This window comes from Pseudomonas sp. FW215-R2 (assembly GCF_058789255.1).
The window spans coordinates 481,312-505,488 of record NZ_JBYTBO010000002.1 but is presented as its reverse complement, the minus strand read 5'-3'; the positions used below and the strand labels follow the sequence as shown (position 1 = coordinate 505,488).

Below are 24,177 nucleotides of genomic sequence, written 5' to 3'. Positions count from 1 at the left end.
CCGGGCGGCGGTGGCTACAACGAACTGCGCATCGAAGACAAAAAAGGCGCCGAACAAATCTTCATCCACGCCCAGCGGGACTGGGATGAAAACGTTGAGCACGACCAGAAAATCCGCGTTGGCAACGAACGTCACGACACCGTGGTGAAGAACACCTACACCGAGCTCAAGGCCGAAGAACACCGCACCACGATTTCCGACCGCAAGATCGAAGCGCGGATGGACGACCACCTGACTATTGGTGAGAGCCAGCATGTGAAGCTTGGTACGGCGCAACTGACCAGTGCCGGGAAAGAGATACACATCAAGGCGGGGGACAAGATTGTCATTGAGGCGGGGACTGAGCTGACGATTCTCGGCGGCGGCAGTTTTATCAAGCTGGATGGCGGTGGTGTGACGGTGGTTGGGCCGGTGGTGAAGATTAATGCTGGCGGGTCGGCTGGGTCGGGGACCGGGATCGGGATCAAACCGCCGGTGCTGCCGGGGGCGGCGGATAAGGATAAGGCGGGGAGTTTGATGGATCAGGCGTTGTTGAATGCGCCTGAAGAACAGGTCAAACGCAAGCCGAAACGAATGCTCAATTTTTCCGGGTAAGACATCGACGGCAATCCAAGCCACCAGGGATCAGAATTCAGGTAATTGGTAATGACAGAGACAACGAACAAAGTTCAAAAATGGTCGTATCCCCTGAAGGTAGGGACAGCCGAAGCGACCGATCCGCAGCAGTTCTACAAAGCGTTAGCTAAAGCAAAAGATGGTTACTACCCATTGGGGGCCAATGGTCTTTGGCATGGTGGTGTTCATTTCGATGAGGCTTCGGGATTGGTCAACGATCTCACAGAGGTCAGGTGCATCGCTGATGGAGAGGTCGTCGCCTACCGTATTGACGAGAAATATCCGACTTCTGATTTTGGCTCGACGCACTCGGTTTATTCGACGGGGTTTGTGTTGGTGAAGCATCGACTTGAGCTTCCGGCACCTTCTACGCCGGCTCCTGCTACCGGTGCGGCTGCTGCGCCCGGGCCGAGCCTGACGTTCTTCAGTCTCTATATGCACCTACTTGATTGGGAAACCTACAAAGCGAATCCTTCGCTTAAGCCACCGGGTTTCTGGGGGAAAGGTCTTTATCAAGTAAAGGAAAATCTACGAACCAAATCATTGGGGCTTAGGGTTCGTGAAGGCAATTCGTCTCAAACACCTATTTTGGCCGTACTACCCCGTGGCACTAAGGTTCTCACCAAACCGGCACCACCTAACCAAGACTGGCTCGCAGTAGTAAGCGTGACGCCTGAGTTCCCCAGCTTGGCTGTCAACACTGGATGGGTATTTAAGGGGCAAATGAAACATCTGGGGGGTGAGAGCTACTTGGTAGGAGAGGAAGCTCAAGACGCGCCTCCAGATCAGAAGAGCGGTGCCAACGTTCGCGATGCGACCAGCGGTGGGCAGCCTATCGCGTTTTTACCTGCGGGTACGCAGATCAGAATTAGCGATGAACAAGCCGCGAGGAAGTATCGAAAGCTAGTTGAGATTGTAGGTGGTCAGCCTATTCCCGCACTCGAGGCTAGTAGCGACGGTAAATTGCCTGGATTTGTTTGGCTTGAAGATTTGGAAGCCAAGAACGAGCCACATGCCCCTATTGGGCAGGTAGTTCCACTGCCTCAGGCCTACAAAGTTAAGGCCGGTGAGGTGTTGGGGCATGTTGGAAAATATCAGACCCATGCAGATGCCGCTCCGAAAAATTTATTACACCTGGAAGTTTTCAGCTGTGAGGACGTGGAATCTTTTACTAGTAAAAGTGAAAAGAAGGCTGTCGGCCTTCCCGCTGCTGAAAAGACATTAGTCAAGATACCAGTAGATACTTGGTTAGTTACTCATGCACCACATATGAATGCCGCGACTCCTCCTAAAGCAGCAGATCCAGGCAACAAAGTGGGCTATGACTTCTATATTCCCGTTGGACTGCTTGAAGCATTACCCGCGGAGAAAAAGATCAAAGAATCTGTTGTGATGGGTACATCGACCTCCACTACCTATTGGTGGCGCTTGGATGGGTTGTTAGGTGGCAAAGATGGTAATGGAATTGATGGGTGGTTTGCAGAACCTGACACAGTACTCTCCCGGCACTCTCCTTTTGAATGGAATGGTTTCACCTTTATTGACGAAACCACGAGCAATGTCGACCACCTAGCAGCTTTTCTGCATGCTCAAGAGAATCTCGATGAGCAAGAGCGTGAGTCGTATCTACCGAATGTAGAGACCGCCCTAGCTGGCTCTGTTAACGAGACGTTGTACAAGATTCTCGACAGGAATGGAGATAAAAAACTCGCGCCTTCTGAAATTGCTGAGGCGTTGGGCAAACCATGGTTCTCTCAACCTATATCGCAGATGGTGACGCGTTATGAGAATGAATGGGAGTACAAAAAAGAAAAATGGGATGCGTTAGATGAAATTATTGGCCACAGCGATTCTGACCCTCATAAAACTTGGGTCGAAGAAAAGGTGCGAATTGAACGGTTAAGTTGGTGGGCGAAGCTGGTTGGGCAGCATGGAATTACTAGCGAGTCCCGTGTGCAGCATATTAATCCCGTTGGTCTCATTTCATCTTTCGCACACAGCGCTGGGTGTAATTGCTCTGAAATAATTACGAAGGAGCAAATGAAGCTGATAGCTCCATTAGCAACACAGGCTAATATTAATAAATATACCGACTTGCTTACTGAGATGTATGCAACGGCAGGTATTGTCACCTGTATTAGTAAGGCACATGTTCTTGCTCAAATGTTGCACGAAAGTGGCAGTCTTCGACTTACGGTTGAAGGTGTTAATGGTACTCCGGATTATGCGCCATATATCGGTCGAGGGCTCATTCAGATTACCTATGAGGAAAACTATAAAGCTTATGGGCTTTTCATACATGAAAATTTCCTTGGGGCGCCCAATTACCACAAAATGGCTCAATTGCCACATAGTGTAGTTTCGGTTGGATGGTTTTGGGCTAACTATAAACGCCTGACTTCAAGCTCAGATATGGATGACTTTATTTACTGCACAGCGAAAGTAAATGGTGGGTTCAATGGCTATGACGATCGACTGCAGTTCTTGAATCTCGCACTGAAGACATTAAATATACAGGGCTGCGCTAAGCTGAATAGGTCAGGTGTTTATGAGTTGGCTGAAAGTAAAGCATACAAAGATGCTAAATTTTCATTTGCTTGGGGGCTTTGGAGCGATCCCGCAGGAGGGACTTCCGGCAAAACATCAGACCCGGCCCAAGCGATAATAGGGTATAAGCGCTTTATTGAGTTGTACAACACAAATTCTTCAGTGAGCGGCGATACAACAAAGAGATATTATGCGCCAGGTAGAACTGCGACTGTTGCGAAGCAGTATGCTGAAACCCGAATAATTGCGCTTGGAGGAACGCTTTGATGAAATTTTTATTTGTTTTGATTTTTTTGTTCGTAACCAGTGCCGCGCAAGCAGAGCCTAACTGTAAAGTCGATCTTAATGCCGACGGGATATGTGATAGCTACTCCGTATCATTACCTGCTGATGATCTCGATTTTTCGAATATAACAATAAGCATTGGTGGCACGGATGAAAAAAGAACTGGCTCCTTTGAACTCGGTAATGGTGGTCTTTCCAGCGGATACATACCAGGTGATTTTTCGCTGCTGATTGATTATCAAATACACAACACTCTAATAACAAAGTACGATTTCAGGTGGAATTTGAGTGTTAAAGATTGGGTGTTATACAAAATGTCACAGTGGGAGGAGCCTTACAGGGATGAGAAATACTCGATTGGTGGTGAGGAAGTCCCAAGTGAGGCTAAGTTTCCTCGACAGTTTGACGTGCGGCGCATTGATTGCTGTGTAAAATTTTCTCAATTTTCTGGCAATGGTCCGATTGTCAAAAATGTCGCAGAAAATAAAAAAATAATGGAAATACATAACGATTTTAAGTACATATTTAAAAAGCTGCCTGAAGGCGAAAAAAGTTCTCTGTTCTTTAAGGCTGATGCCGCTGGGGAGCGAATCAGTATTCCGAAAGATCTGATATACGAGATAGCCTTGATTGTTGGCGACGATAATGTCGTGGCGGTCAATGACTATGCTTATTATCTGTATCGAAATAAAGAACCTATCTTGGCAGCGATGCTCTTGAAGGTCATTAACCAAAAATATCCTAAGAGGGTTGTTGCTGTCCTGAATCTGGCAGATGCGTACTGGGATATAGGCATGAAAAAAGATGCGTGCCTGCTCTATAAGGATTACGCAAATAAAATGAATGAGCAGGGGAAGTCATCGCGTATACCTGCGTCGGTAAAATCTAAGCTTGATTGTCCCTGATATTAGAGATGTAAGCTTGAGGAAAGGTGGCAGATTCATTTGTTGCGCTCAGTGGCTTTGGTCTTGGTTCGGCGTTTAAATAGATCTGTCCCGCTTATTTCAGTCCCGCTTATTTCAAGGCAGAAAAATGAATAAGTGGTTTTTTTGTATTTTTTGAGCTCGTTTTCTTTTGTACATGCTAGTGAGAACCTAGTTGTGCAAAGCAAAGGTTGTGTAATGGAAGTGAAAAAAACTTCTGGCGTTTCATTTTTTAAAACTGATGACGATGTTTCATTTATTAAGTACAAGTATAAAGATGGTAGAGCAAAAAATATTCAAATGAGTTGCACGGCTATGAGCTTTGCAGATGCTGTAGCTAGTGGATTTGTGCAAGAGGCGGACGGTTTAAAAATTGGCACAGGGATGCACCCGCTATCAAAGGCCAATCGAGTTTCTGGGGAGAATTGGTCCGGTTGGGAAGGCGTATATTATTCAAATTCATACTGTTTTTACGGCAGTGTTTGAAGCCGGCAGTGATCACGTGTTCATGGTAGATACATGTGGTGACGAACAAGACATTAAGGTATTGAGAAAGCGTATGCTGTTGTTGTTCAAAGGCTCAAAACCTATCATGTTGACTATGATGATAAATAGGCAGAATTAAAAATTAAAGTAAAGATGGCGAACTTGTTTGATGGCCGGATGCTGCTCATTTCGGTGATAGAGAAACATTAACCACTAAATTGTTAGAGCATTTTTAAGGTCGTTATAGATGATTAGGCTGATTATTGCTTTGTTGTTTGCTTATACTGCTTCTGTTGTAGCTGGCCCGATTGAGTACCAACTGCTGTGCAAGATTTCTGACCAGAGCACGGATTCTAAGGTTGGACTGATTCTTTCTTTCGAAGGTGGGGCTTTTGCTATTGAGAATCCGGACCGAGGGTGTAAGTCTGATTACGTCTATAGAACATCATTGAATGAGTCTAGCGCACCCCTTATATTCTCTTACCCCACCAGCGAAGACATGGGGCTTAACTCTCAAATCATGATTTTCGCTGCTTCAATTAAAGACGGTTCAGCTGAGTATATTGGGTCCGTTCCTGCTGGTGCATCTGAACTGCAAGACGGAAGTTACAAAGATATTCAGCAGTCTGGTGGTTCAATATACGAAAGCATATATCGTATTGAGGGGCGTGAGGTATTAACGTTGACATCGGGCAAGGAGTTGATTATTTCTGGTGAACAGTGTGTCTATAAAGAAAAGAGTGGCGGTGTTTGTAAGAAAATGCGAGGCAGCTTTAAAAATCCAGTATGTGTTTTTAACTACGGTAGTCGCAAAATTCTTGCCAATGTGCAGGAGTGCTCGGATATGAGTAGAGAATTTTAAATAATAGCTGGTGATGATGAAGTTAAAGGGGGCGGATTTATTTGGCTAAAAGGACATTGTGATGAAAGTTTTGTTTCTGCTGTTCACTGGTTTTTATTTCATTGCGTTTTTTTGCCAATTGCTCAATCAGCATCTTTGGATAGCTGTGGTGTTTTAATTCCCAAGATTCCCGGTTTCAAGTTGAACGTGAGGGCAGGGGGTGGTGTGTGCTATGGCGAACTTGTTTCGAATGTCAATTTAAATCCAGATGTTTTGACAGAAGAAAATGTTTTCCTGATTGAGCCTGTTGAGTTTGAAAAGAGCTTAGCAGCATCTGGACGTTTTGATGGAAGTGGTAGATATATTTACAACTACGCTGCGGATGCTTCGTTTCAGCAAGGATTGGAAGCGGGAACGGTAGATCTTGCTCATTCGTCAGCGTCGGGTTCCGCCGAAGTCAGAGTATTAATATCTCCCTTCATGCTCTGGAATTCTGATGATGAAGTTGCCGCTGCCGAGAGCAAATTCTCTTTGGAAAAGAATGGCCTGTGGTTCGATTGCTTTTATGGGTTGAAAGGTGTGAAAGGCGCGACAGTCACATTTTCTGCATGTTTACCTAGGTCAAATCTAAAAAGTGATCCGAAGCTAGGTGATATTAAAGCGTCATTTGAGGCTGTGATGCCTAACAAGATTTAGTTAGATAAAGCGCAAAGAGGGGCGAATTTATTTGTTGCGCTCGGTTTTACGAAAATAGATTCGTCCCGTTTTTTATCTATTTTCTTCGATTCTTCGTATGGGGTCGGCCTTTCTCAAGGTGTTGTAAGGCCCGGTGGAAATTATTTTATTATGAATATTTGATATGAAATATTTAGCTTTTTTTATAGTCGGTATTGTTCCATGTTTAACATGGGCTTCTGATAGTGAAGTCTGCAATGTTCAGAAGGATTCAGTCAGTTTTATTTCCGATTGGAAAATCGGCGAAAGCAAAATTAAAGTGTTGTCGACACAAGACGGCAAGGAACTTCTAGTCGATCATGGAAGGGTCGTTTTTGTCGGCGATTTCAATGATGATGATATCGATGATTTCATCTTTGAAGCATCAACTGGTGTCGGCTCAAGCGGTGATCGAGTTTTTAGTTTTTTACTTCAGTGCCACGGGTATTTGAAGTTGATTGGCGCTAGCTACTTTGCAAAAGTTGAAGTCATGGAGTCGGGAGGCCGGCAAGAAAACGTTTTTAAAGATATCAAGGTTTATTCGTATAAGCGGGAGTCAAGCGGCAGAATAAAATACAAAGATGGAGAGCCCTTGACTACTCCGCATATTTGGCGATTCAACTCTGAGTCTCAGAAGTACGAAGGGGAGTCAGAGTAACTGGGGTCGGCGGGTAAGTATCAATGGGGATGGGTTTGTCTGTTGCGCTCTTTGGTTTTTATGGCGAGGTGTTTAAATAGATCTGCATCATTTGTTAGTTGATCAAGCTCAGGCGAGATGCTTTGCAAGCTTTTATTGATTTTCCAGGTAAACAAAGGAATGAAAGTGTTTAGATTCGGCGTTGTTTTCTTGCTGTCATTGCTGTCGTCTCTTGCCAAGGCAGAGGGAACGTTTATCGCAACGGTGCTTCAGGCAGATTTTTCCAAAGATCCAGAAATACGACTGCTCGTCAGGGTTCTCGACGTAGGAGGGGGGCCGGGTGATACCTCTATGGCTCTTCGTAAAGAGTGTCTGGAGCGGGTTAAGTCAGCCGATCGCCCCGGCCCGGACCCATGCTTTTCGATTGAAATCACCGAGAGCAAAAAACAACGGGCCATCGTTCGCCAAACGCTGCTGAATGATCCTCAGCGCTCAACCGACCCGATCTATCTGGAGATTGTTTACCAGTCTGAAGTCAGTGCGACCGATCCGACCAATCATCATAGGCGCTCTGCCTGGCTGAAGATTGAAGAGAACGGTTTCTACAATTGGAACAACGAAACCAAGCAGGCGTTGGCGGACGTTGTGTGGCCAACTGCGTCGAGTGGAGCGCTTGATCTGGTTGTGACGGATACGGATGCACTGCTCAACCTCGTTTACCGGGAGCGCATGGAACGGTTGGACGAAAATGCACAGAAAGGTCTGAGAGAAACCCAAAGGGCCTGGATGAAATTTCGCGATGCGGAGTGTCTGCCTGAGCCGAAATCGTCTAAATCGGTTTTCGGGGAGTGGTCGAACTCCTGCTTGATTCGCGCGACGATAGAGCGAGCCCGTCAATTGGCTATGGCTCCGGACAAGAGCAAACAGTGAACTAAAGCATTTGATCAACAGGTTTATGGAGTGGGTGAGTCTTGAAAGGATTGTCGCTGTTTTCAGTTTTGTGTTTTTCATGTTGTGCATTTGCAGGCAACGCACGAGGGCCGGTCGTCGATATATACAAAGCCGATGTCGCTTACGTTTCCGGAAAACTGGTCCGTTATTACCAAACGTTCGATAGCCCCTGCGTCAATATTCAGATTCTCAAGCCTGGGGGACAAGGAGCAGCGAGCGACTCGATGGAGTTCTGCGACATTGAAGGGAAGAACTTTAACAACGGCTTCACCGATGTCTCATTGGATAGGGCCACGTTTTTCGACACCGAATTGCAGTTGACCTTCAAGCTGATGTCGTTGGTTGGAGTGAATGAAACTACCGAATTATGCAAATTCCGCGTTGATGGTGAACATCTCGCTGAACCTGAATGTACGGCGCAGTAAGGGTCGTGCATTGCATATCGGTCAGCCATGCCTTCGGGGATTTAGAGTGAAAGTCGTTCCCCTGTTGTTCCTGGCGTTGACGTGGGCGTTGTCCGCAAACGCAGCGCCAGCCGGTGTCAGTACAAGCCATACAATGCCCACCGCGATGGTCGCTGCACTCACAAAGGAAGACCAAATGCCTGCCGAGAGTTTTCGCGCCATTGCAGATGGCGTGGTGAACTGGAGCGGTGGAACGATAGCTGCCGTGGTGATTGAAGATCCGAATGGCATTTGCGCGATTTACAGGTATCAAGACGGCCGGTTGGATCTGCCTTTTGACGGCGTGCCTTGTAAGTTTCTGGGGCCACCCACGCTGATGTCGGACAGAAAAACTGCTTTGCCCGATGTCGTGTTCGCCGTCGAGTTGTTTGTCCCCAACCGGGGCGGGATGGCCAATCACAAGGTCGCGTTTTATTACGATGCCGAGAAGAACGCTTATTGCGAGAGTCAGTCGCTTGCGAGTTGGTATCTGTCGGGAAATCGGGCGCTGGCTCCTGATCTTCAGGATGGACAGTGTGTAGCGGGATCGGAATAGGCCCGGGCCCCCGATCACTCATAAGGAAATGAACATGAAAAAAGCCCTTCTTCTGCTGGTCAGCCTCTTCCCCCTGATGGCTTATGCGAAGGTCACCACCGAATCATTTTGCTTCGAACTTTCACAGGACAGCCCGGTGAAGTTCGAACTGCGTACCTACTACGACTCCTCAAGCAAATGGTCAGGTGGATTCGTCAAGTATGCCAAGTCCAGCGAGCCCATCTCCATTGTGTTGACGGATTCCGAGGAGGAGATGCTCGGTCCCGACGCCCCTTGGCAGAGAGCCACAACGTGGTCTGAAGTCGTCAATGGCAAGGTTGCGGGAACCTACGATTTCGTGACTCAAGGGACGCAGATCGTCTCGATGAAGTACACGAAAAAGTCCAACGGAAAGGTTTACCACTTCTTGAATAACCCCAACATCGACTCCTCCCTAGAGTCCGGATGCGAGTGGGAGTAGGACGAGTAAATGCAATTCAAAACTCTAGTGGTTTCATTGCTTGCCCTGCTGTGGACGATCTCGGTGTGGGCCGAAACAACCACGTTCAGTCCAGCCAAAGGCGTCGAAGCGACATTGATACTCGAAGGTTCCACTCTGAATGTCGCTCTTAAAAACGCAGCGCACAGCGAGTCGCGGACAATCGATTTTCAAGCGGAAAAACCGCTGCATATGCAGATCGGCGATTTCAATTTCGACGGTATGAAGGACTTTTCTGTCTGGCAGATTGATGACGGTATGGGTACTTACTCCTACTTCAGAGTGTTCATCTACCAACCTGAGACAAACCGTTTCGAAGAGGCTAAGCCCGATTGCGGCGATGGCTTCGTCAACCTGCGCGTAGACAAAAAGCGTAAGGCGTTGCTCAGCACTTATTGGGGCATGAACGGGCCAGAGCAATGCATTACCCGATTCACCAAACGCAAGACCTGAATGGCTCAAGGAAGAACACTGTTGAAACGTTTTTTTGCGGTACCGAGTTGCGGTATGACAACACGCAGGCTGAATCAGTGGCTTTCCATTGCATTGTTGAGCACCGGCCTGTGCACTAGCGCTTTCGCCTCTACTGAACAGCAATGCCCGGCTAACAACTTCGCTGACTTCGTCAAAATCTTTTCATCGGACTCGGCGGTACAGAAAGCGTTTACTGCGTCGCCGATTAAGGCAACTCATGTCGTGGCTGAAGGCAACATACCCAAGGTTGTCGTGCGCAGCGTCAAGCATTTGCCCGCCGATGAATTGAGCGTGCTGGGTACGGAAAATGCTGCCGCGTTTAGTCTGACTACCGAGATCGAGTTTCCGAACAGGGTGGTCGTACGTGATCAGCGGGGTACCTTTTTGAAGATTTTCGTCTTCAAACACAGCGACTGCTGGGTGCTGAACAGTGTTGAAGACTGGGCGCTCGAAGCGGTGATGGATGACGTGGCTCGAACAGATCGCCCTTCACCCGGTGAGCGCGAGTTCAAAAAAGGTGTGATGTTCGATCGGCTGGTCAACAAGGCATCAGGTGAATCCGGTGTCTCTTTATACGCGGCAGCGCTGGACAGCTATGTGGACGGCGCCCGCAAAGGTTCGGCCCAGGCGGCAGTGGCGGCCGCGGGAATCAGTCTTTCCGGGCAGGCACCGCGATTGCCGAATGAACAGATTCTGGAGCTCATGAATCAGGCATTTCAGAGTAATCCCGACGATGGCGTGTTCCTCTCCTTGTTTTACTGCGATGAGGGTGAGTACGGCGATCACAAGGCCTGCATCGATCCGCAAAAATCGATGGCGACATTGGAAAGCGCCGCGCTACGAGGCTCTACCCACGCATTCCTGCGATTGGGTGACGTCTACGAAGCCGGCACTGTCGTCGCTGCTGATCTGCCCCGTGCAATGGCCTGTTACCGCGAGGCCAGCAAGACCGAGCTTAAGTCGGGCCCTGCTGCGGTCGAGCGCTTGTCGGCCCGAGGCGTCGTCATGGACAACTCAATTGAATGTATTGGCGCAGGTGGCACTCAGTGAATGTCGCGCGTTGGATGTTCTGTGCATTTGTGGCGATGTCAGTCTCGTCAGTCAGTTTTTCCCAAGATGCAGGTTGTGAGGCAGTAGCGGCTGGGCAACGTGACGAGTGCGCAGAAAAAGCGATGAAGGCTGCCGATCGTGTGCTTAATGACAGTTACGACGCGGTGATTGATAGAGCAGGGTTTCGGTATATTTTTCAGTATCAGTCTCGGCATGAAGAGCATAAGGCGTTTCTGGATCGACTGAAAAACTCCCAGCGGGCGTGGATAAAGCTGAGGGATTCGAACTGCAGGCTTGAGGGGTTTGAGAATGAATGGGACACGACATCCTATTCTGCAGATCTGAATAGATGCGCCGCGAAGATGAGTCTGGAGAGAGCTTTATATTTGGACGGTATCCTTCCGGCACATTGATGTTGTGCTGATTAATGTTTTTGCTTGGTTGGGTGGGGATATGGGAATGCGTAAAAAGGCCATTCAATTGAGCGTGCCCCAATCCTGTTTCACCTGGGGGCTCGCGTTCTGCACGGCACTTCTATCACCGACAGTATTTGCTCAAGAATCCACCTGCGAGTTTCACGACGTCCAGTCAACCCTTGAGGTGGTCAGTTGCCTCAACGAGGGCACCGTGGAAGTCTTGAAGCTGTCGCCGCGCAATCATCCAGCTTATGAGAGTGATATAGACCGCCTCTCTACGTTTATCGTGCGGGGTAATGACCTCAACGAGGTCAAGAAAACCGTGGGGATGAGTGCTTTGTCGTCGCCCTACAACTTGCTCGTCAAGTTGCCGAATGCTGAGGGAATCATGTATTTCGATCAGTTGCCCGAATCAGCCACTAAAAAACTGGCGATGCCAGGCTGGGTACTGATGGATGCGCGGGATGTCGTGTATGAACGACAAGGTGGCGGGGAAGGTTTTGGACTTGTATGCAGTACCCATGGAAAAGCGACCGGCTCTGAATATGTAGTCGTCACCCAATGTAATGGCTTTTACGAAGAAGATATTGCCAGGTTGAAGAGTTTATTCGGCGTGATCGACGCTCACTCCGCGCAATAGAGATCACTGAACGCGACCAAACGTTTTGTCTTCGCGCGACTGACAACCCCCATTTTCCTTTAAACTCCCCGCCCTCAAGGAATACGCTCAGGACACGGAATGCCAGCCCCCTCTTTCTCTCTTCGCCCCGCGATGGTGCTTTGGCTGTATGCCGCGGCGATCGTGCATGTGCTCGCCGGTCTCACACTGACCTGGGCCGGTCATTCCGGATTACTCGACGGCTATTTGCACACCCTCGAACTCGCGTTCTGGGGCGCCGATGCGGTTCCTGCTGCCGGCCACGAGCAGCAGGTGTGGTGGCTCGCACTGTTCGGCGCGACGCTGCAAAGTTATTCGCTGTACATGCTCGCGTTGGTGCATCTCGGCAACCGTCTTAGAGCTCCCGCAATTTGGGGATGGTTGATGGCGGGCGTGCTGTTATGGGCGCCGCAGGACATGTGGCTTTCGGCGCAACAGCAAGTCTGGTCGCATCTGTGGCTAGACGGTTTTGCGCTGCTGGTGCTGTTGCCGCCGCTGATCTGGTTGCTGCGCCATGATCGTCGGTCGTCCCCGCCAGAAAGAACCGTAAGCAAGTCCAACCCCTTTGTCGGCGGGGCCTACAAGCGCGTGCTGATCACCGGGGGCACCGGGTTTATCGGTGAAGCCGTGGTCAATCAGTTACTCGACGCCGGCCACACGGTCAGTGTGTTGGCGCGGGATCCGTTGAAAGCAGCGAACCTGTTCGATGGTCGCGTTCGCTGTGTGCGGTCGTTGAGCGAACTCGGCTGCGACGAACCCTTCGACGTGGTGATCAACCTCGCCGGCGCACCGGTCGCCGGTCCACGCTGGAGCCCCAAACGGCAGGCGCAACTACTCGCCAGTCGGGTCGATACCACCGAAGCCTTGATGACCTGGCTGAAGCACACGAGCCATAAACCCGCGCTATGGATTCAGGCCTCGGCCATCGGTTTTTACGGTGTGCGTGATGCCAGCGAAAACCTCGATGAACAGGCCAGCAAGGGCGACGGTTTCATGGCCGAGCTCTGTGCGCGTTGGGAGGCTTCGGCGCAACCCGCGACGCAGTTTGGCGTGCGTCAGGTGGTGCTGCGCCTCGGTGTGGTGTTTGGGCCGGGCGGTGCGTTGTTGCCATTGCTGATTCCGTTTCGCCTGGGCTTCGGCGGGCGCATGGGCGATGGTCAGCAGATCATGAGCTGGGTGCACCGCGACGATGTGATTCAGGTGATCGCTCGATCTTTCCACGATGAAAATTTGCGTGGCACCTACAACATGGTCGCGCCCGAAACCGTCAGTCAGGCAGCGTTCGCCGAGAATGTTGGCAAGGTCCTCAAGCGTCCGGTGTGGTTCCACATTCCTGCAGCGCCAGTGCGTGCGTTGGCCGGGGAAATGGCTCAGCTGTTTTTCGACGGTCAACGCGTAGTGCCGCAGCGTTTGAGTGAGGCGGGCTACACGTTCCGCTATCCGACCCTCGACGCCGCGCTGCGCGATCTGGCCTGAGGATCGCCCATGAGCAAGTCTCTGATGTACCTGCTGGCCGGCAACGGCAGCGCCGCCGATTGGTGGGATGATGCGCTGCCGCATTTTCAGCGTTACGACGTGGTGCCGCTGGAGCTGCCGGGCTTCGGCGCCAACCCGCAGCCGCCCTGCGAGGATCTGGCGGCTTACGCCCAGACCTTGTTGGCGATGACGCAAAAGGGCAGCGCGATCATGGCCGTCGGGGTCAACGCGTTGCTGGTGCTGCATGCACTGCAACGTCGGCCCGGGCACTTTTCTCGCAGTGTGTTGCTGGCGCCGGTGGGCGCCTTTTTGTGGCAGCGCCGATTGCCGGCGCTGATGTCACCGCTGCCGATCCGCAAGTCCATTCACTGGCTGCTGTCGAACAAACCCACGCTGTTCGCCCGCAAGTTTTCCAACCAGACCTGGACGCCCGCGCAGTACCAGCGCATGGGCGCCGGTTATGCGCGCTGCCGTGCGTTTGTGCCGCACTGGGATCTGATCCGTGCCGACACCGCGCTGCCCTTGCTGGAGTGGATCACCGACCCGGTCGAGTTGGTCTGGGGCGATCAGGACAAGGTGCTTGGCATCGAACAAGCGGCGGCATGGTCGGCAATTCTTGCGCGCGCAGACCTGACCATCAGCCTCAAACCCGGTTGGGGCCATTACCCATGGATCGACGCGCCCGCGCAGTTTGCGCAGTGGCTGGAGTCGGGCGAACGCGGGTTTGTCGCGCACACCAAGGGCGGGCGTTTGCGTCTGGCGGAACTGGCCCGGCAACCGGTGCCGACGGCGCTGACTCTCAACGATTGCAACGACCCGCGACTACCGACCTTCCTCGCCAGCCAACCACAGGCGACCTGGGCGGTACGTTCCTCCAGTTACGGCGAAGATCAGGCCGACTCGGCGAATGCCGGTTTGAGCACGACCTATCTGCGCGAGCCGGCCGCCATCGTGCCGGCGCGCATCGTCGAGCTGACTGCCGAAGGTGTCGAGGAAGTGGTGGTGCAGCGCTTCATCACGCCGCAGGTGTCGGGCATCGCGTTTGTGCGTCATCTGTCGGTGGAACTCGAGTGGGTTGAAGGTCATCTTGAGTCCCTTGCCGACGGCCAGATCAGCCCGGAGCGGGCGACGCTCTCGCGGCTCGGCGATGCCTGGCGCAGCGGCACATTCACGGCCGCCCACGGTTTGACCGAAGACGTGCTGTGGCGCTTTCTCCAGGATGTCTTGCGGGTGTTTCACTATGTGCCCGGCGATGTCGAATGGGCCTGGGACGGTACGCAACTGTGGCTGCTGCAATACCGGCCGATCAGCGACTACGGCTGGCGCCGGCACCTGACGGCCGCCAACATCGCCGAGATCCTGCCACTGCAACCCAGCGTGCTGGTGGAGTACGCCCAGCGCCGGGCCGCCGCGAGCATTCCGGCGATCATGGCCCGTTGGGATGCGCGGGTGTTGCAGGACAACGAGCCGTTCACGGCGGTATTTGGCGGCGCGTCCTACATCAACAACGACCTGTTTCTCGCACGGTTGGCCGACTGGGGCATCAGCGCCAGCAACTATGCCGGTGAAGTCGGCGGTGCGACCCCGCATCTGCCGTGGCGACCGCTGCGGATGATGCGTTCGCTGCCGTTGTTTTTGCGCATGCAGCGTATCGCTCGCGGGCATTTGCTGAGCCTTGAGCATGGCTTGCAGCGTTTCGACCGGGAGCTGACCGACCTCGTCGCCCAGGGTGCTGACGGTCAGCAACTGGCCGACTGGTTCACCCGGTTTTATGTGTTCGTGGTGCAGGGCAATCTGTGCATCGCCACGGCGCTGGCCAGCAGCGGCGGGGACTGGCTGGGCCGACCACCCACCGCTTACGACAACCTGGAAAACAGCCCCCATCGACTGCCGTGGGAGACCGATCCGGCCACACCTCGACCTGCGTCGAGCGCGTTGCCATTACAGGCGTTCCCGCAATGGTCAGGGCTGATCCGGCTCGCTCATTCGACCGGCCTGCCGGGCCTGCGTGGTTACTACCTGCAAGTGCGCGAGTGGTATCGGGACAACCTGATGCGCATCTTCTTTCGCCTGCATCACGCCATGCCTCTGGCGGATCGCGATCACTGGTTTGCGCCGCACCCGGACATCCGCACGCGCGACGGCAGCTTCTGGCAGGACGGCCGCGAAGGTGCCGAACAGGCCACCGGGTTCATGATTTACCCGGGGCAGGTGAGGGGCATTCTTGGCGCCGACATCTTGCTGGAAGACACCCTCGATCCCGGGCGTCACGCGCACTATCAGGCCGCGCGGGCGGTGATTGCGCGGATGGGTGGACGGTTGTCGCATGGTTCGACGTTGTTGCGGGAACTGCGCAAGCCTTCGGCGGTGATGCCGCAGGTGGATCTGGCGTGGATCGGGTGCGAAGTGTTGTATCGGGATGGTGAGCTGGAATTGATGAATTCGAAGGATGTGAAGTGAAGCGACTGTCGTTGATGTGTATGGCCTGGTTGCCGATGGCGAGCATGGCGATGGATGTGTGCAATTCCGAGTCTGATACCAAGCACTTTCTCTCTCAGTGGTCAGAGAGTCGAGATAACAAGCCTGACGACATACTTTCCGGCCTCCACAAGGACCAATTTTCTGTGGAGTACGGCAAGGTTGTGTACCGCGGTGATCTCAATGACGACGGTCAGGAAGACTTCATTTTCACCTCCTACTCAAGTCGCGGATCAGCGGGTGACTCAACCTTCGCCTTCCTGATCCAGTGCCATGGTTACTTGAAGCATGTCGGTGGAGATTATTTCGCCAGAGTGAAGGTCTTGGATGGTCCGCCCAAGAACGGCGGAGACTTCAAAGACATCGCAATCTATTCCTACGTCAGGGATAAGCGCGACCAGATCAGTTACATGGGAAAAGACGCGTTAACTCGGCGTCATCTATGGCAATTCAACCCGCAGACACAGCGTTATGAAGGTCAGTCCGAGTAAGCCAACGGTTTCCCACTGCAGTTATGGAGTTAGTACTTGAAAGGATTTTCGATTGTTCTCGGCAGCTTGCTATCAGCTGCCTCTTCCATGGCATTCGCCGCCGATCCCGACTTCAAGGATTACGCCGTCACCCCCGTTTTCAGCGGCCCCAACCATGAACCGGTGCAGCAGGAACAAAGCAACCCGGTCATGGACGGCACCCGGGCGAAGGCCCTGCAAGGCAAGGTCAACTTCGCCGGCCATTACATCCTGTACAGGTTCGGCTGTGGCGGCGGCGCCATTTGTGGCGAAGTGCTGGACGCCCAGACCGGTGATGTCGTTGGCGGTCTTCCGAATGCCTATGACGGCAGCACTTTCGACACGACGTATTTGCCCGATAGTCGCTTGATCATCATTTCCGGCGTCACGCTCGATGGTGAAGAAGACACCCAGGGAAAACGCCTGGAAAACCGTAACCGGGATCGGTACTACGAATTCGTAAACAATGAGTTCCGGCTGCTTGGCATGACCGACGTGGAATCGCCGTCAATTGATGAGGAATGAGTGGATGAGCCGACTACTCGCGGGCAGCCTTTCGCTGTTGCTCTCGTTTCCAGCTTTCGCCGCTCCCAAGGACGCCTACACCCAGCGCGATGTCATGCAATGTGGCGGCGTTGAAGTGGTGATGGTGTCGTCCTGCCGATCCGTGACGGTGGATGACGCGGAAACCCACCTCATCCCGGTTTGCTCCGACCAGACGATCAACATCGGCGGCAAAGTCTTGCGCCGCAACATCGACAAGGTTTCACAGCTCACGTCTGACGGTAAGAAAGCGAAGATGCTGAGTAACGTTGTCGTGGCGATGGATTGTGTGAAAGGAACCAAGGGCAGTCTTGTTTCGATAGGTGGCTACGGCGGTTGCGGTGCCTGTCCTGAATGGCACGGGTATTACTCGACAGTGGGGCGATTGGAGCAATACAGCTTCGATAATAATCAGCGCTCATTTGGTTCGAAGGGGTCCTGGGAAGAACTGATCAAGGCTTATGGCGTGACCAAGAGGCAGCTGCAGTCGGAAAGTCCCTCGGTTAAAAGGATCGACTATGGGCAGCCTTAAGCGGGTATTGATGATCGGCAGTCTGTGCAGCGCTATGAGCGCCTTTGCCGAGGACCCGCCGATAGTCGGTGTCGACGGGCACACGGTGTCGTTTCGGGCTACAGAATGGACGATGCCCGGTGTGGATTCGGCGACCGCATGGTTCACCGCCAATGGCAAAACCTTCCCGCTCTTTGGCGCCGATATTGGCGCCGATGGGCACTCCAATATGCTCAGTCCTGACAAGAAAACCTTGCTGCTCGACCCAGTGATATTCGGCATGTTGTCGGACGAAAATGGTGAAGAAAAGTTGGTGTCGCAACAGCATTGCACGGTTATCTCAATGGAGACTGGTTGCGTGTTGGCTGATCGTTCGGCCACTTTTTGTGTCGGGCAGTGGAAGGGCAATCAATGGGTTACCGAAGACGGCGATGTGCTCACTCCCGCCCTGGAGACGAGGTCTCCAAAGGACTTGCTGAAACATGTCACAAGTAACGAACTGGCGCAGTCTCGCGCAGAGTCCATCGAATGGGGCCTGGTCTATTTAAGTCCGGAGTCCTACATGGCGTGTCATGCCCCGGCGCAAAATGTTCAGGCCTATAACGACTTGGGCTTTTACCTGGCCGAGGGCGGCAAAGATGAGCTGGCGCTGAAGTTCTATCGCGGCGTTGAGGCCGTCGGCAAACGCACAGTGCTGATGTTGAACATCGCCGATTCACTCTGGCGCCTTGATCGCAAAGACGAAGCGCAGCGCTATTACAGCCAGTACCGCGACGCGATGAGCGCCGACGGCAAGGCGCAGAAAATACCTCAACGCGCAGTTGAGCGATCCGTCATTCAGGGAATGAAACATTGAACATGTTTGTGCGCTTTATCGCGTTGTCCTTAGGCCTGCTGTCCGCTTCAATCGCGCTCGCTGAGGACAACTGCAAAGTCATCACAGTGAGCTGGCAATACGACCAATGCGTGGAAGCCGACCGCAAGAGTGCCGATGCAAAACTCAATGCCAGCTACAAACTATTGATGACTCGATTCGAGTCTCAATGGAAGCGTCAGCCTGAACAAGCGAAGGCATACATGGCCATGGCCAGAGACTCGCAACGCGCGTGGATCAAGTTGCGCGACACCACATGCCCTCTCGAAGCCATAGAGACTGAAACCGGATCCAAGGCATATGCCACGCTGACCAACAACTGCATCGCCAGAATGAGTCTGGAGCGAGCCGCTTATCTGGACGCTGTCGCGCCGGATGATCCGAGTGAAGTGGTCGATGTCGCCAAGGTTTCCAACTCTGCCTCTCAACGCTTTGGTGATGTTGTTGCTCGTTATGTCACCGCGTTTGGTAGTCCGTGCCTCGATGTGCAAATCCTTGCGCCGGACGGCAATTGGAGGGTGTTGTCGTCCAGGCGCTTTTGCAGTTTTGACGGCAAGTCGTTCAGGTCGGGTTATAGCTATGCCGGGTTTGAGGATCACGTCTTTGCGGACGACGGTTTGCACGTGACGCTTAGTCTGACAGAGCTTCGTCCTACCGGCGAAAAACGCCTCGCCTGTGTAATTCCGATTCAGAACGAGCAAATCAAAGAGCTGAAATGCGGCGTACCTGAATCATCGTGAGGCCACTCGCGCTGTTTTTTGAAGATTGATCAATTTGTCGATCAACAAGGAAGTAATGGAAGTGACCAGGTTCTCAAGTTGTGTGTGCATGCTCGTATCGATCATCGGTTTTACAGCACAACCGGCAGCAGCTGATGACCTGCAAACCATCAAGCAAATGCATCCGCCGGTGGTGGCATCAGTGGGCGAGCAGAAGATCACCGTGTTGTTTTTGAAGAACACGCTCAAGGGTCAGACGACAGGCGCCTACGTTCCCGGTGGGGAGGTTTTTTACACGACGATGAGTCCCACGAAGCCGGAACTCTCGTTTGTGGCGCCGCTCATGGGTGATGAAATCGCGTCGGTGTTTTTCTTTGAACGCAAATTTCCTGAGCAAGCGGGGAAATCCCTGTACGTGCTCACGAAGCTAAAAGAGTCATACGGTAACTTTGAAGGCTACACCTATTGGACGCTGGAATTGCCGCTCATCAAGCAGGGGGAACAGTTGTCTTTGCGGTTTTTCCGCGGTGATCCACCAGACCCCGAATTGCAGAACTGTCGCGACGGCCGAGACCTTGAGCATGGCGTCGATGTCGTGTGTGCCTACAAGGATGCAGCGAGTATCAAAAAGCGTCTGGCAGACCTTGATGCAAAGATCATTGCCGATTCGAAACTGCAAAAGGAGATCCGCCAGAAAGCGTTAAAGACCGACGATGACGTGACCAGTGTTGCTTGCCCCTCACCCAACTTTTCAACGTTCCTCTCAGCCTTCTCTGAACGCGCGGACGTGCAGAAAGCCTTCGTCCAACAGCCGCTGAAAATGGTCACGACCATGGCCGGTGATCCCGAGCCCGAGATGCAAAAAAGCAGCCTCAGCGGCGATCAGCTCAAGTTCCCGATCATCCCGGATCTGGCGAAGCGAGAGGCCCAGGGCCTGACGTTGACCGTTAAGGAAGAGCAGGGTGATCACGCCGTCGCCATCCTGCAGAAACCGGATACCGATTATGTCTTCGAGTATCGGTTTGTTCGTGGGCAATGCTGGCGGCTGGAAGAAGTGATGGATTACTCACTTTGAAACAGGTGGCAAGTTGAAAAGATTAGGTTTGATCGCGTTATTGCTGTGTTCTTTCTCTGCGGTGGCGGGGCCGATGTTCCCGTCACTCGAGTCTTGTATGGACGCCGATAGCGACTGTGCGCTGGCGCTGAGAGACGATTTCCTGGTGGATGCTAAGTCCGGGCAGCGTCTCTCCGAAAGGCCGGTATCGGCCGGAGCGGGGAGTGTTTTCTGGCTGTATCGCGATGGCGAGCGCTACATCCTGGAGGAAGAAAACTCCTCACAGTCGAAGACGCGGCGCTGGCTGGTTTTCACCTACGGCAGCGGCAAAGTGGAGCTCGACGGCGCTTATGTTTTCTCGATCGACATTGATATGAACACCGGGCCCTACTGGCATGGCTACGACTGCCGAGGTGATGCCAAGCCGTTTGTCGTGCCAACGAAAGACTCGTTCAGTGAAGTCGCTTTGGAGGCGTTGTGCGGAGAGGCCGAAGGCTGGGTCGTCTCGGGCGGGGATGCCAAGGTGCCGGTGTCGGCCAAAGGGCTGGCCGTCAGTGTTCCCGTTTATCACGCCCGCAACCGTGAGGGTTCAGCGACTTACCTGTTCACTGAAAGCGATGTTCCGGATCTTTCGAAGCTGGTTTGCCTGTCCAACTGTGCCGATGCCGCCAAAAAGCCGGAGCGCGTTTCGCTGGAGACGGCACCATTGAAGGGCGGGCAGGATGGAACGTTGTGCTCGGATGATGAAGACATCTACTTCAGTTGCCCGTTGCAGGGCGGCAAGACGGTTTCTGTTTGTGCGCGGGGAAACAGCAAGCCCACGGCCGGTTCTGTTCAGTACCGTTACGGTGTGCCGGATAACGTCGAGCTGGTCTATCCGAAGAATGCTATGCCACCCAAGGGAAAGTTCTTTGTTGTAGATGCATCGGAAGGCAGCGTGAACCTGAACATCATCAAGTTCAAAAGCGGTGCGTATACCTACCTCGTTAACCAGGCCTTCTTGAGTTCTCTGAAGGTGCTCAAGGGGGACAAAGTTGTATTCCGGCAGTCCTGTAATGCCGGTGGTCATGCTTACGTACATCGGTTGGCGGATTTCGGGCTAGAGACGGCCCCAAAAAGCGCAGAGGACTTTCGCTAGTTGCTGTTGCCGAAGAATGGAAAAGGGGACTCAACGTCCCCTTTTTTCCGCTCGCGATTCAGCTACGGCTTGACCTGATACTCCCGAAGTTCAATGTGATCGAGCGTGCCTTCCACCATCAACCGCACGCCATCCGCCATTCTGCTCAGGCCCAGTGCCATCGAGCGGCGGGGGCCGTCGAGGTCGTCGGCCAGGTTGGCGGCGAAGGCACTGATGGACAGGAGGTCTTCGGAGGCGTTGGCCATGAGGGCTTCAGCGTCGGCGTTGGGGCAGAGGGCGAACAGGCCACCCAGGCGTTTTGGGCGTGGGGCGCTGGGTTTGAAATGGTGGTCGAGGGCGCGTTCGGCGGCTTCATGGAGTTTCTTCGAGTCTGGGAATTCGTAGGGGGAAACTTCTTCGTCAGTGAGGGTTGGATCGATCATCGGTGTAAATCCTTTGGAGTTGGAAAGATTTGCCCCGGTTTTCGGACTTGCACATCCGGTCACCGATTTTGCGGTGACGGAAAGAGGTTATCGATGAACTCCGAGCACGCCTAGTTCATGGACAGCACCGCAGTTTGAAGGACATTTCCCAAGGATTTGCGGGGTAGAGGAACAAGAAACCATTGCTATCGGCAGCTCCTACAGGAATGTGTTTCTTCAGGTGTAGGACGGGGGATGGTGTGACGCGGAGCGTCACGGGATGCATTCCCACGCAGAGCGTGGGAACGATCAGGCTCAAGGCGTGACTTGGCAGTCATCATGCGAGAAAAGACCTGCATCGTCTTCTATCAGTCTTGGATAGTGGCGAATCCGTCCGAATCCCTTACACTCCCCCAGCCGTTCATTTTCCTTTTGAGGCTGTGCGCATGAAATTTCGTTTTCTTCTGTGGATGCTGGGTCTGTTGATGGGTAAGGCCAGTCGGACAAATCCTGCGTTCCAGCAGCAGTTGGGTGACAAGGATCTGGTGTTTCAGCTACAGACTCTGGACGGGAAAGTGGCGCGGCATTTCGTGGTGAAGGATCAACGCATTACCAGCAAGTCCGGGGTGGTGGCGGAGCCGGCGTTTGCGATTGCCTTTAAAGACGCGGCGTTCGGGTTTGCCACGATGCAGGCGAAGAACAAGCAGTTGGCGTTCATGCAGGGGATTCAGGACAAGTCGATCCAGCTCAAGGGCAACCCGGCACTGGTGATGTGGTTTCAGGGGTTGATGAAGTATTTGAAGCCGCGGAAGGCCAAGCCGAAGGCTGCTTGAGTCTGAGGTGAGGCGGTGACGCGGAGCGTCACGGGCTGCATTCCCACGCAGACGGTTCGACGCCTCGACGTGGGAACGATCCAAGCAATAAAAAAGGCCCCACACTTGGTTGAGTGTGGGGCCTTTTTTATGAGCGTAAGTCAGGCCTGGCTGAATTGCGAAGCCAGTTCGCGCAGGAGGACTTCGGCTTCCAGTACTTTGCTGACGACGTCATTGGCCTTGTCACGAGTAAGACCAACGCGCTCCAGCAGCGCATCCGGAATGTCTTCATCCGGCCCGGAGCCGATCCCGCGACCGCGTAGCAGGCGCACGGCCAGGCAGACGAGGTTCGGGTATTCGGCGTAGGCGCCGTCGTAGTTCGGGTCGTGCTGGAAGCGCAGGGCGGTGGCCAGTTCGTCCGGCATGTCCCAGTAGCGCATCAGCCAGGAGCCGATCTGTTCGCGGCTGATGCCCAACAGGTGTTGCTCGACGTAGCTGTGGCACAGGTGCGGGTTGACCTCCAGGTGGCGGCAGATCAGCGAGAAGTGCGGCGGGAACACGTGGGCCAGCAGCAGATAGCCGAAGTTGTGCAGCAGACCGGCGAGGTAGGTCAGGCCGGCTTCCGGGCGCTGGGCGCGCGGCATGGCGCGGGTCAGGCCTTCGATGACGGCGGCGGTGTAGATCGACTGCTGCCAGTACGGCGTGGTGTGTTGCGGGTGATCCTTGGGCAGGCTCAGGGTCTTGCCGAGGGCCAGGCCCAGCGCCAGGTTGATCACCAGATCGAAGCCCAGTACGCGGACGATCGCGTCTTCCACCGAACGGATCTTGCCCGGCGACGCGTAGTACGGCGACGCCGCCCAGCTCACTACCTGCGCAGCCAGCGCCGGATCGGTTTCGACCACGCCGGTGATGTCGTCGATGGTGGCATTCGGGTCGACGCGCAGCTTGATGATTTTTTGTGCGGTTTCGGCCAGCGGCGGAATCTCGATGGTCGCTTCCAGACGTTGCTGGATGCGCCGCGCGGTGAACGCCTGCACGGCCTGGGTGATTTCCTCGCGGTCATCGTCCGGGCGGTCGAGGTTCGGGCGGATGCTGCTCAGGGCTTCGCCGAAGTTGGCGGCGCTGGCCTTGGTCAGCATGGTCTTGAAGTCTTCGCTGGCGATTTCCAGCAGCAGGCCCGGCTCGCCGGAGTTGATCAGCAACTTGGGCTCGCGCAGCAGGCTTTCTTCGTAGAGACACGGCGAGCTGGTCAGCGCCGGCAGGCCCGGCAGCAGGCTCAGGCTGTGTTTGCCGAGCATCTTTTCCAGGCGCTCGGTGGACACGGCGGTCAGGCGACGGCCCGTCAGCTCGGCGAGGCGGTTGAGATCCAGCAACTGGCTCTGTGGAAACAGCACCATCAGCGCACCGACTGCGTCGTCCAGCAACACGGCCTGCACTTTGCGCGAGGCGTTGAGGCCGTGGTGGTCGAGCACTTCTTCGTAGGCGACGCCCAGCTTGTTGAGCAGCAGCCGAATAACAGACGGAGCGTGCGGGGATTCGGGGGCGAGAGCAGCTTCGGTCATGGTCTGTATCCGTTTTTGAAACAATT

At 53.6% G+C, this 24,177-nt stretch carries 27 protein-coding genes; 25 read left to right on the top strand and 2 right to left on the bottom strand.

Annotated features, from left to right (window positions below):
- From AC3WRD_RS04925 to AC3WRD_RS04810, 24 genes are all read left to right on the top strand, one after another.
- Positions 1-594, top strand: a 594-nt coding sequence (locus tag AC3WRD_RS04925) for a bacteriophage T4 gp5 trimerization domain-containing protein (RefSeq protein WP_492574033.1), incomplete at its 5' end; no start/stop codon positions are given.
- Positions 595-645: 51 nt separating this feature from the next.
- Positions 646-3,429 carry a hypothetical protein gene (locus tag AC3WRD_RS04920; RefSeq protein WP_102620684.1) on the top strand — a complete coding sequence of 928 codons (2,784 nt, stop codon included), beginning with the start codon at positions 646-648 and terminating at the stop codon, positions 3,427-3,429.
- Positions 3,429-4,352 carry a tetratricopeptide repeat protein gene (locus tag AC3WRD_RS04915; RefSeq protein ID WP_102620685.1) on the top strand — a complete coding sequence of 308 codons (924 nt, stop codon included), beginning with the start codon at positions 3,429-3,431 and terminating at the stop codon, positions 4,350-4,352. The genes AC3WRD_RS04920 and AC3WRD_RS04915 overlap by 1 nt, the downstream gene beginning before the upstream one ends.
- Positions 4,353-4,568: 216 nt before the next feature.
- Positions 4,569-4,856, top strand: a complete 288-nt coding sequence (locus tag AC3WRD_RS04910; protein ID WP_146013072.1) for a hypothetical protein — start codon at positions 4,569-4,571, stop codon at positions 4,854-4,856.
- A gap of 247 nt (positions 4,857-5,103) precedes the next feature.
- Positions 5,104-5,718, top strand: coding sequence for a hypothetical protein (locus AC3WRD_RS04905; protein WP_102620687.1), 615 nt, complete (start codon positions 5,104-5,106; stop codon positions 5,716-5,718).
- A 111-nt stretch (positions 5,719-5,829) separates the two neighbouring features.
- The gene (locus tag AC3WRD_RS04900; protein WP_146013071.1) at positions 5,830-6,393 is read left to right on the top strand and encodes a hypothetical protein; all 564 of its coding nucleotides are present in this window, start codon (positions 5,830-5,832) and stop codon (positions 6,391-6,393) included.
- Between the two features lie 163 nt (positions 6,394-6,556).
- Positions 6,557-7,069: a hypothetical protein gene (locus AC3WRD_RS04895; protein WP_102620688.1), complete on the top strand. Its 513-nt coding sequence runs from the start codon at positions 6,557-6,559 to the stop codon at positions 7,067-7,069.
- A 159-nt stretch (positions 7,070-7,228) separates the two neighbouring features.
- Positions 7,229-7,978: a lysozyme inhibitor LprI family protein gene (locus AC3WRD_RS04890; protein ID WP_102620732.1), complete on the top strand. Its 750-nt coding sequence runs from the start codon at positions 7,229-7,231 to the stop codon at positions 7,976-7,978.
- 41 nt (positions 7,979-8,019) lie between these two features.
- Positions 8,020-8,424 (top strand): hypothetical protein, encoded by a 405-nt coding sequence (locus AC3WRD_RS04885; protein WP_146013070.1) that lies wholly within the window; start codon positions 8,020-8,022, stop codon positions 8,422-8,424.
- 175 nt (positions 8,425-8,599) lie between these two features.
- Positions 8,600-8,998: a hypothetical protein gene (locus tag AC3WRD_RS04880; RefSeq protein WP_102620690.1), complete on the top strand. Its 399-nt coding sequence runs from the start codon at positions 8,600-8,602 to the stop codon at positions 8,996-8,998.
- A gap of 34 nt (positions 8,999-9,032) precedes the next feature.
- A complete protein-coding gene (locus AC3WRD_RS04875) occupies positions 9,033-9,458 on the top strand; it encodes a hypothetical protein (RefSeq protein ID WP_102620691.1) in 426 nt (141 codons plus the stop codon).
- A 9-nt stretch (positions 9,459-9,467) separates the two neighbouring features.
- Positions 9,468-9,929, top strand: a complete 462-nt coding sequence (locus AC3WRD_RS04870; RefSeq protein ID WP_102620692.1) for an XAC2610-related protein — start codon at positions 9,468-9,470, stop codon at positions 9,927-9,929.
- Positions 9,930-9,950: 21 nt separating this feature from the next.
- Complete coding sequence (locus tag AC3WRD_RS04865) at positions 9,951-11,000, top strand: SEL1-like repeat protein (RefSeq protein ID WP_146013069.1); 1,050 nt, start codon at positions 9,951-9,953, stop codon at positions 10,998-11,000.
- Positions 10,997-11,413 (top strand): lysozyme inhibitor LprI family protein, encoded by a 417-nt coding sequence (locus tag AC3WRD_RS04860; protein ID WP_158243860.1) that lies wholly within the window; start codon positions 10,997-10,999, stop codon positions 11,411-11,413. Before AC3WRD_RS04865 ends, AC3WRD_RS04860 begins: the two co-directional genes overlap by 4 nt.
- Before the next feature lie 46 nt (positions 11,414-11,459).
- Complete coding sequence (locus AC3WRD_RS04855; RefSeq protein WP_102620695.1) at positions 11,460-12,056, top strand: hypothetical protein; 597 nt, start codon at positions 11,460-11,462, stop codon at positions 12,054-12,056.
- A gap of 99 nt (positions 12,057-12,155) precedes the next feature.
- A complete protein-coding gene (locus AC3WRD_RS04850) occupies positions 12,156-13,550 on the top strand; it encodes a TIGR01777 family oxidoreductase (protein WP_102620696.1) in 1,395 nt (464 codons plus the stop codon).
- Positions 13,551-13,559: 9 nt separating this feature from the next.
- A complete protein-coding gene (locus AC3WRD_RS04845) occupies positions 13,560-16,010 on the top strand; it encodes an alpha/beta fold hydrolase (protein ID WP_102620697.1) in 2,451 nt (816 codons plus the stop codon).
- Positions 16,007-16,519 carry a hypothetical protein gene (locus tag AC3WRD_RS04840; RefSeq protein ID WP_256580563.1) on the top strand — a complete coding sequence of 171 codons (513 nt, stop codon included), beginning with the start codon at positions 16,007-16,009 and terminating at the stop codon, positions 16,517-16,519. The genes AC3WRD_RS04845 and AC3WRD_RS04840 overlap by 4 nt, the downstream gene beginning before the upstream one ends.
- An 87-nt stretch (positions 16,520-16,606) precedes the next feature.
- Complete coding sequence (locus tag AC3WRD_RS04835) at positions 16,607-17,062, top strand: hypothetical protein (RefSeq protein ID WP_102620698.1); 456 nt, start codon at positions 16,607-16,609, stop codon at positions 17,060-17,062.
- A 4-nt stretch (positions 17,063-17,066) separates the two neighbouring features.
- On the top strand, positions 17,067-17,612 hold the full coding sequence (locus AC3WRD_RS04830) for a hypothetical protein (RefSeq protein WP_102620699.1): 546 nt from the start codon (positions 17,067-17,069) through the stop codon (positions 17,610-17,612).
- Positions 17,599-18,447 carry a tetratricopeptide repeat protein gene (locus AC3WRD_RS04825; protein ID WP_102620700.1) on the top strand — a complete coding sequence of 283 codons (849 nt, stop codon included), beginning with the start codon at positions 17,599-17,601 and terminating at the stop codon, positions 18,445-18,447. The genes AC3WRD_RS04830 and AC3WRD_RS04825 overlap by 14 nt, the downstream gene beginning before the upstream one ends.
- A gap of 2 nt (positions 18,448-18,449) precedes the next feature.
- Positions 18,450-19,205 (top strand): lysozyme inhibitor LprI family protein, encoded by a 756-nt coding sequence (locus AC3WRD_RS04820; RefSeq protein ID WP_102620701.1) that lies wholly within the window; start codon positions 18,450-18,452, stop codon positions 19,203-19,205.
- An 88-nt stretch (positions 19,206-19,293) separates the two neighbouring features.
- Positions 19,294-20,259: a hypothetical protein gene (locus tag AC3WRD_RS04815; RefSeq protein ID WP_256580564.1), complete on the top strand. Its 966-nt coding sequence runs from the start codon at positions 19,294-19,296 to the stop codon at positions 20,257-20,259.
- A gap of 97 nt (positions 20,260-20,356) precedes the next feature.
- Complete coding sequence (locus tag AC3WRD_RS04810) at positions 20,357-21,376, top strand: hypothetical protein (RefSeq protein WP_256580565.1); 1,020 nt, start codon at positions 20,357-20,359, stop codon at positions 21,374-21,376.
- A 62-nt stretch (positions 21,377-21,438) separates the two neighbouring features.
- On the opposite strand, the gene AC3WRD_RS04805 is transcribed toward AC3WRD_RS04810, so the two are convergent.
- Positions 21,439-21,798, bottom strand: coding sequence for a DUF6124 family protein (locus tag AC3WRD_RS04805; protein WP_102620703.1), 360 nt, complete (start codon positions 21,796-21,798; stop codon positions 21,439-21,441).
- Between the two features lie 425 nt (positions 21,799-22,223).
- On the opposite strand from AC3WRD_RS04805, the gene AC3WRD_RS04800 reads away from it, so the two are divergent.
- Complete coding sequence (locus tag AC3WRD_RS04800) at positions 22,224-22,610, top strand: SCP2 sterol-binding domain-containing protein (RefSeq protein WP_011336568.1); 387 nt, start codon at positions 22,224-22,226, stop codon at positions 22,608-22,610.
- Between the two features lie 140 nt (positions 22,611-22,750).
- On the opposite strand, the gene AC3WRD_RS04795 is transcribed toward AC3WRD_RS04800, so the two are convergent.
- Positions 22,751-24,151, bottom strand: coding sequence for an aminoacyl-tRNA deacylase and HDOD domain-containing protein (locus AC3WRD_RS04795; RefSeq protein ID WP_085708861.1), 1,401 nt, complete (start codon positions 24,149-24,151; stop codon positions 22,751-22,753).
- Positions 24,152-24,177: the final 26 nt, after the last annotated feature.

What these genes read in the sequence shown, in the direction of transcription:
- AC3WRD_RS04830 (WP_102620699.1), top strand. Translation starts at nt 17,067, where the DNA reads ATGAGCCGACTACTCGCGGGCAGCCTTTCGCTGTTGCTCTCGTTTCCA.
- AC3WRD_RS04890 (WP_102620732.1), top strand. Translation starts at nt 7,229, where the DNA reads ATGAAAGTGTTTAGATTCGGCGTTGTTTTCTTGCTGTCATTGCTGTCG.
- AC3WRD_RS04810 (WP_256580565.1), top strand. Translation starts at nt 20,357, where the DNA reads ATGGACGCCGATAGCGACTGTGCGCTGGCGCTGAGAGACGATTTCCTG.
- AC3WRD_RS04800 (WP_011336568.1), top strand. Translation starts at nt 22,224, where the DNA reads ATGAAATTTCGTTTTCTTCTGTGGATGCTGGGTCTGTTGATGGGTAAG.
- AC3WRD_RS04915 (WP_102620685.1), top strand. Translation starts at nt 3,429, where the DNA reads ATGAAATTTTTATTTGTTTTGATTTTTTTGTTCGTAACCAGTGCCGCG.
- AC3WRD_RS04880 (WP_102620690.1), top strand. Translation starts at nt 8,600, where the DNA reads ATGCCTGCCGAGAGTTTTCGCGCCATTGCAGATGGCGTGGTGAACTGG.
- AC3WRD_RS04805 (WP_102620703.1), bottom strand. Translation starts at nt 21,798, where the DNA reads ATGATCGATCCAACCCTCACTGACGAAGAAGTTTCCCCCTACGAATTC.
- AC3WRD_RS04920 (WP_102620684.1), top strand. Translation starts at nt 646, where the DNA reads ATGACAGAGACAACGAACAAAGTTCAAAAATGGTCGTATCCCCTGAAG.
- AC3WRD_RS04795 (WP_085708861.1), bottom strand. Translation starts at nt 24,151, where the DNA reads ATGACCGAAGCTGCTCTCGCCCCCGAATCCCCGCACGCTCCGTCTGTT.
- AC3WRD_RS04855 (WP_102620695.1), top strand. Translation starts at nt 11,460, where the DNA reads ATGCGTAAAAAGGCCATTCAATTGAGCGTGCCCCAATCCTGTTTCACC.
- AC3WRD_RS04820 (WP_102620701.1), top strand. Translation starts at nt 18,450, where the DNA reads ATGTTTGTGCGCTTTATCGCGTTGTCCTTAGGCCTGCTGTCCGCTTCA.
- AC3WRD_RS04905 (WP_102620687.1), top strand. Translation starts at nt 5,104, where the DNA reads ATGATTAGGCTGATTATTGCTTTGTTGTTTGCTTATACTGCTTCTGTT.
- AC3WRD_RS04835 (WP_102620698.1), top strand. Translation starts at nt 16,607, where the DNA reads ATGGCATTCGCCGCCGATCCCGACTTCAAGGATTACGCCGTCACCCCC.
- AC3WRD_RS04910 (WP_146013072.1), top strand. Translation starts at nt 4,569, where the DNA reads ATGGAAGTGAAAAAAACTTCTGGCGTTTCATTTTTTAAAACTGATGAC.
- AC3WRD_RS04850 (WP_102620696.1), top strand. Translation starts at nt 12,156, where the DNA reads ATGCCAGCCCCCTCTTTCTCTCTTCGCCCCGCGATGGTGCTTTGGCTG.
- AC3WRD_RS04895 (WP_102620688.1), top strand. Translation starts at nt 6,557, where the DNA reads ATGAAATATTTAGCTTTTTTTATAGTCGGTATTGTTCCATGTTTAACA.
- AC3WRD_RS04875 (WP_102620691.1), top strand. Translation starts at nt 9,033, where the DNA reads ATGAAAAAAGCCCTTCTTCTGCTGGTCAGCCTCTTCCCCCTGATGGCT.
- AC3WRD_RS04870 (WP_102620692.1), top strand. Translation starts at nt 9,468, where the DNA reads ATGCAATTCAAAACTCTAGTGGTTTCATTGCTTGCCCTGCTGTGGACG.
- AC3WRD_RS04815 (WP_256580564.1), top strand. Translation starts at nt 19,294, where the DNA reads ATGCTCGTATCGATCATCGGTTTTACAGCACAACCGGCAGCAGCTGAT.
- AC3WRD_RS04845 (WP_102620697.1), top strand. Translation starts at nt 13,560, where the DNA reads ATGAGCAAGTCTCTGATGTACCTGCTGGCCGGCAACGGCAGCGCCGCC.
- AC3WRD_RS04825 (WP_102620700.1), top strand. Translation starts at nt 17,599, where the DNA reads ATGGGCAGCCTTAAGCGGGTATTGATGATCGGCAGTCTGTGCAGCGCT.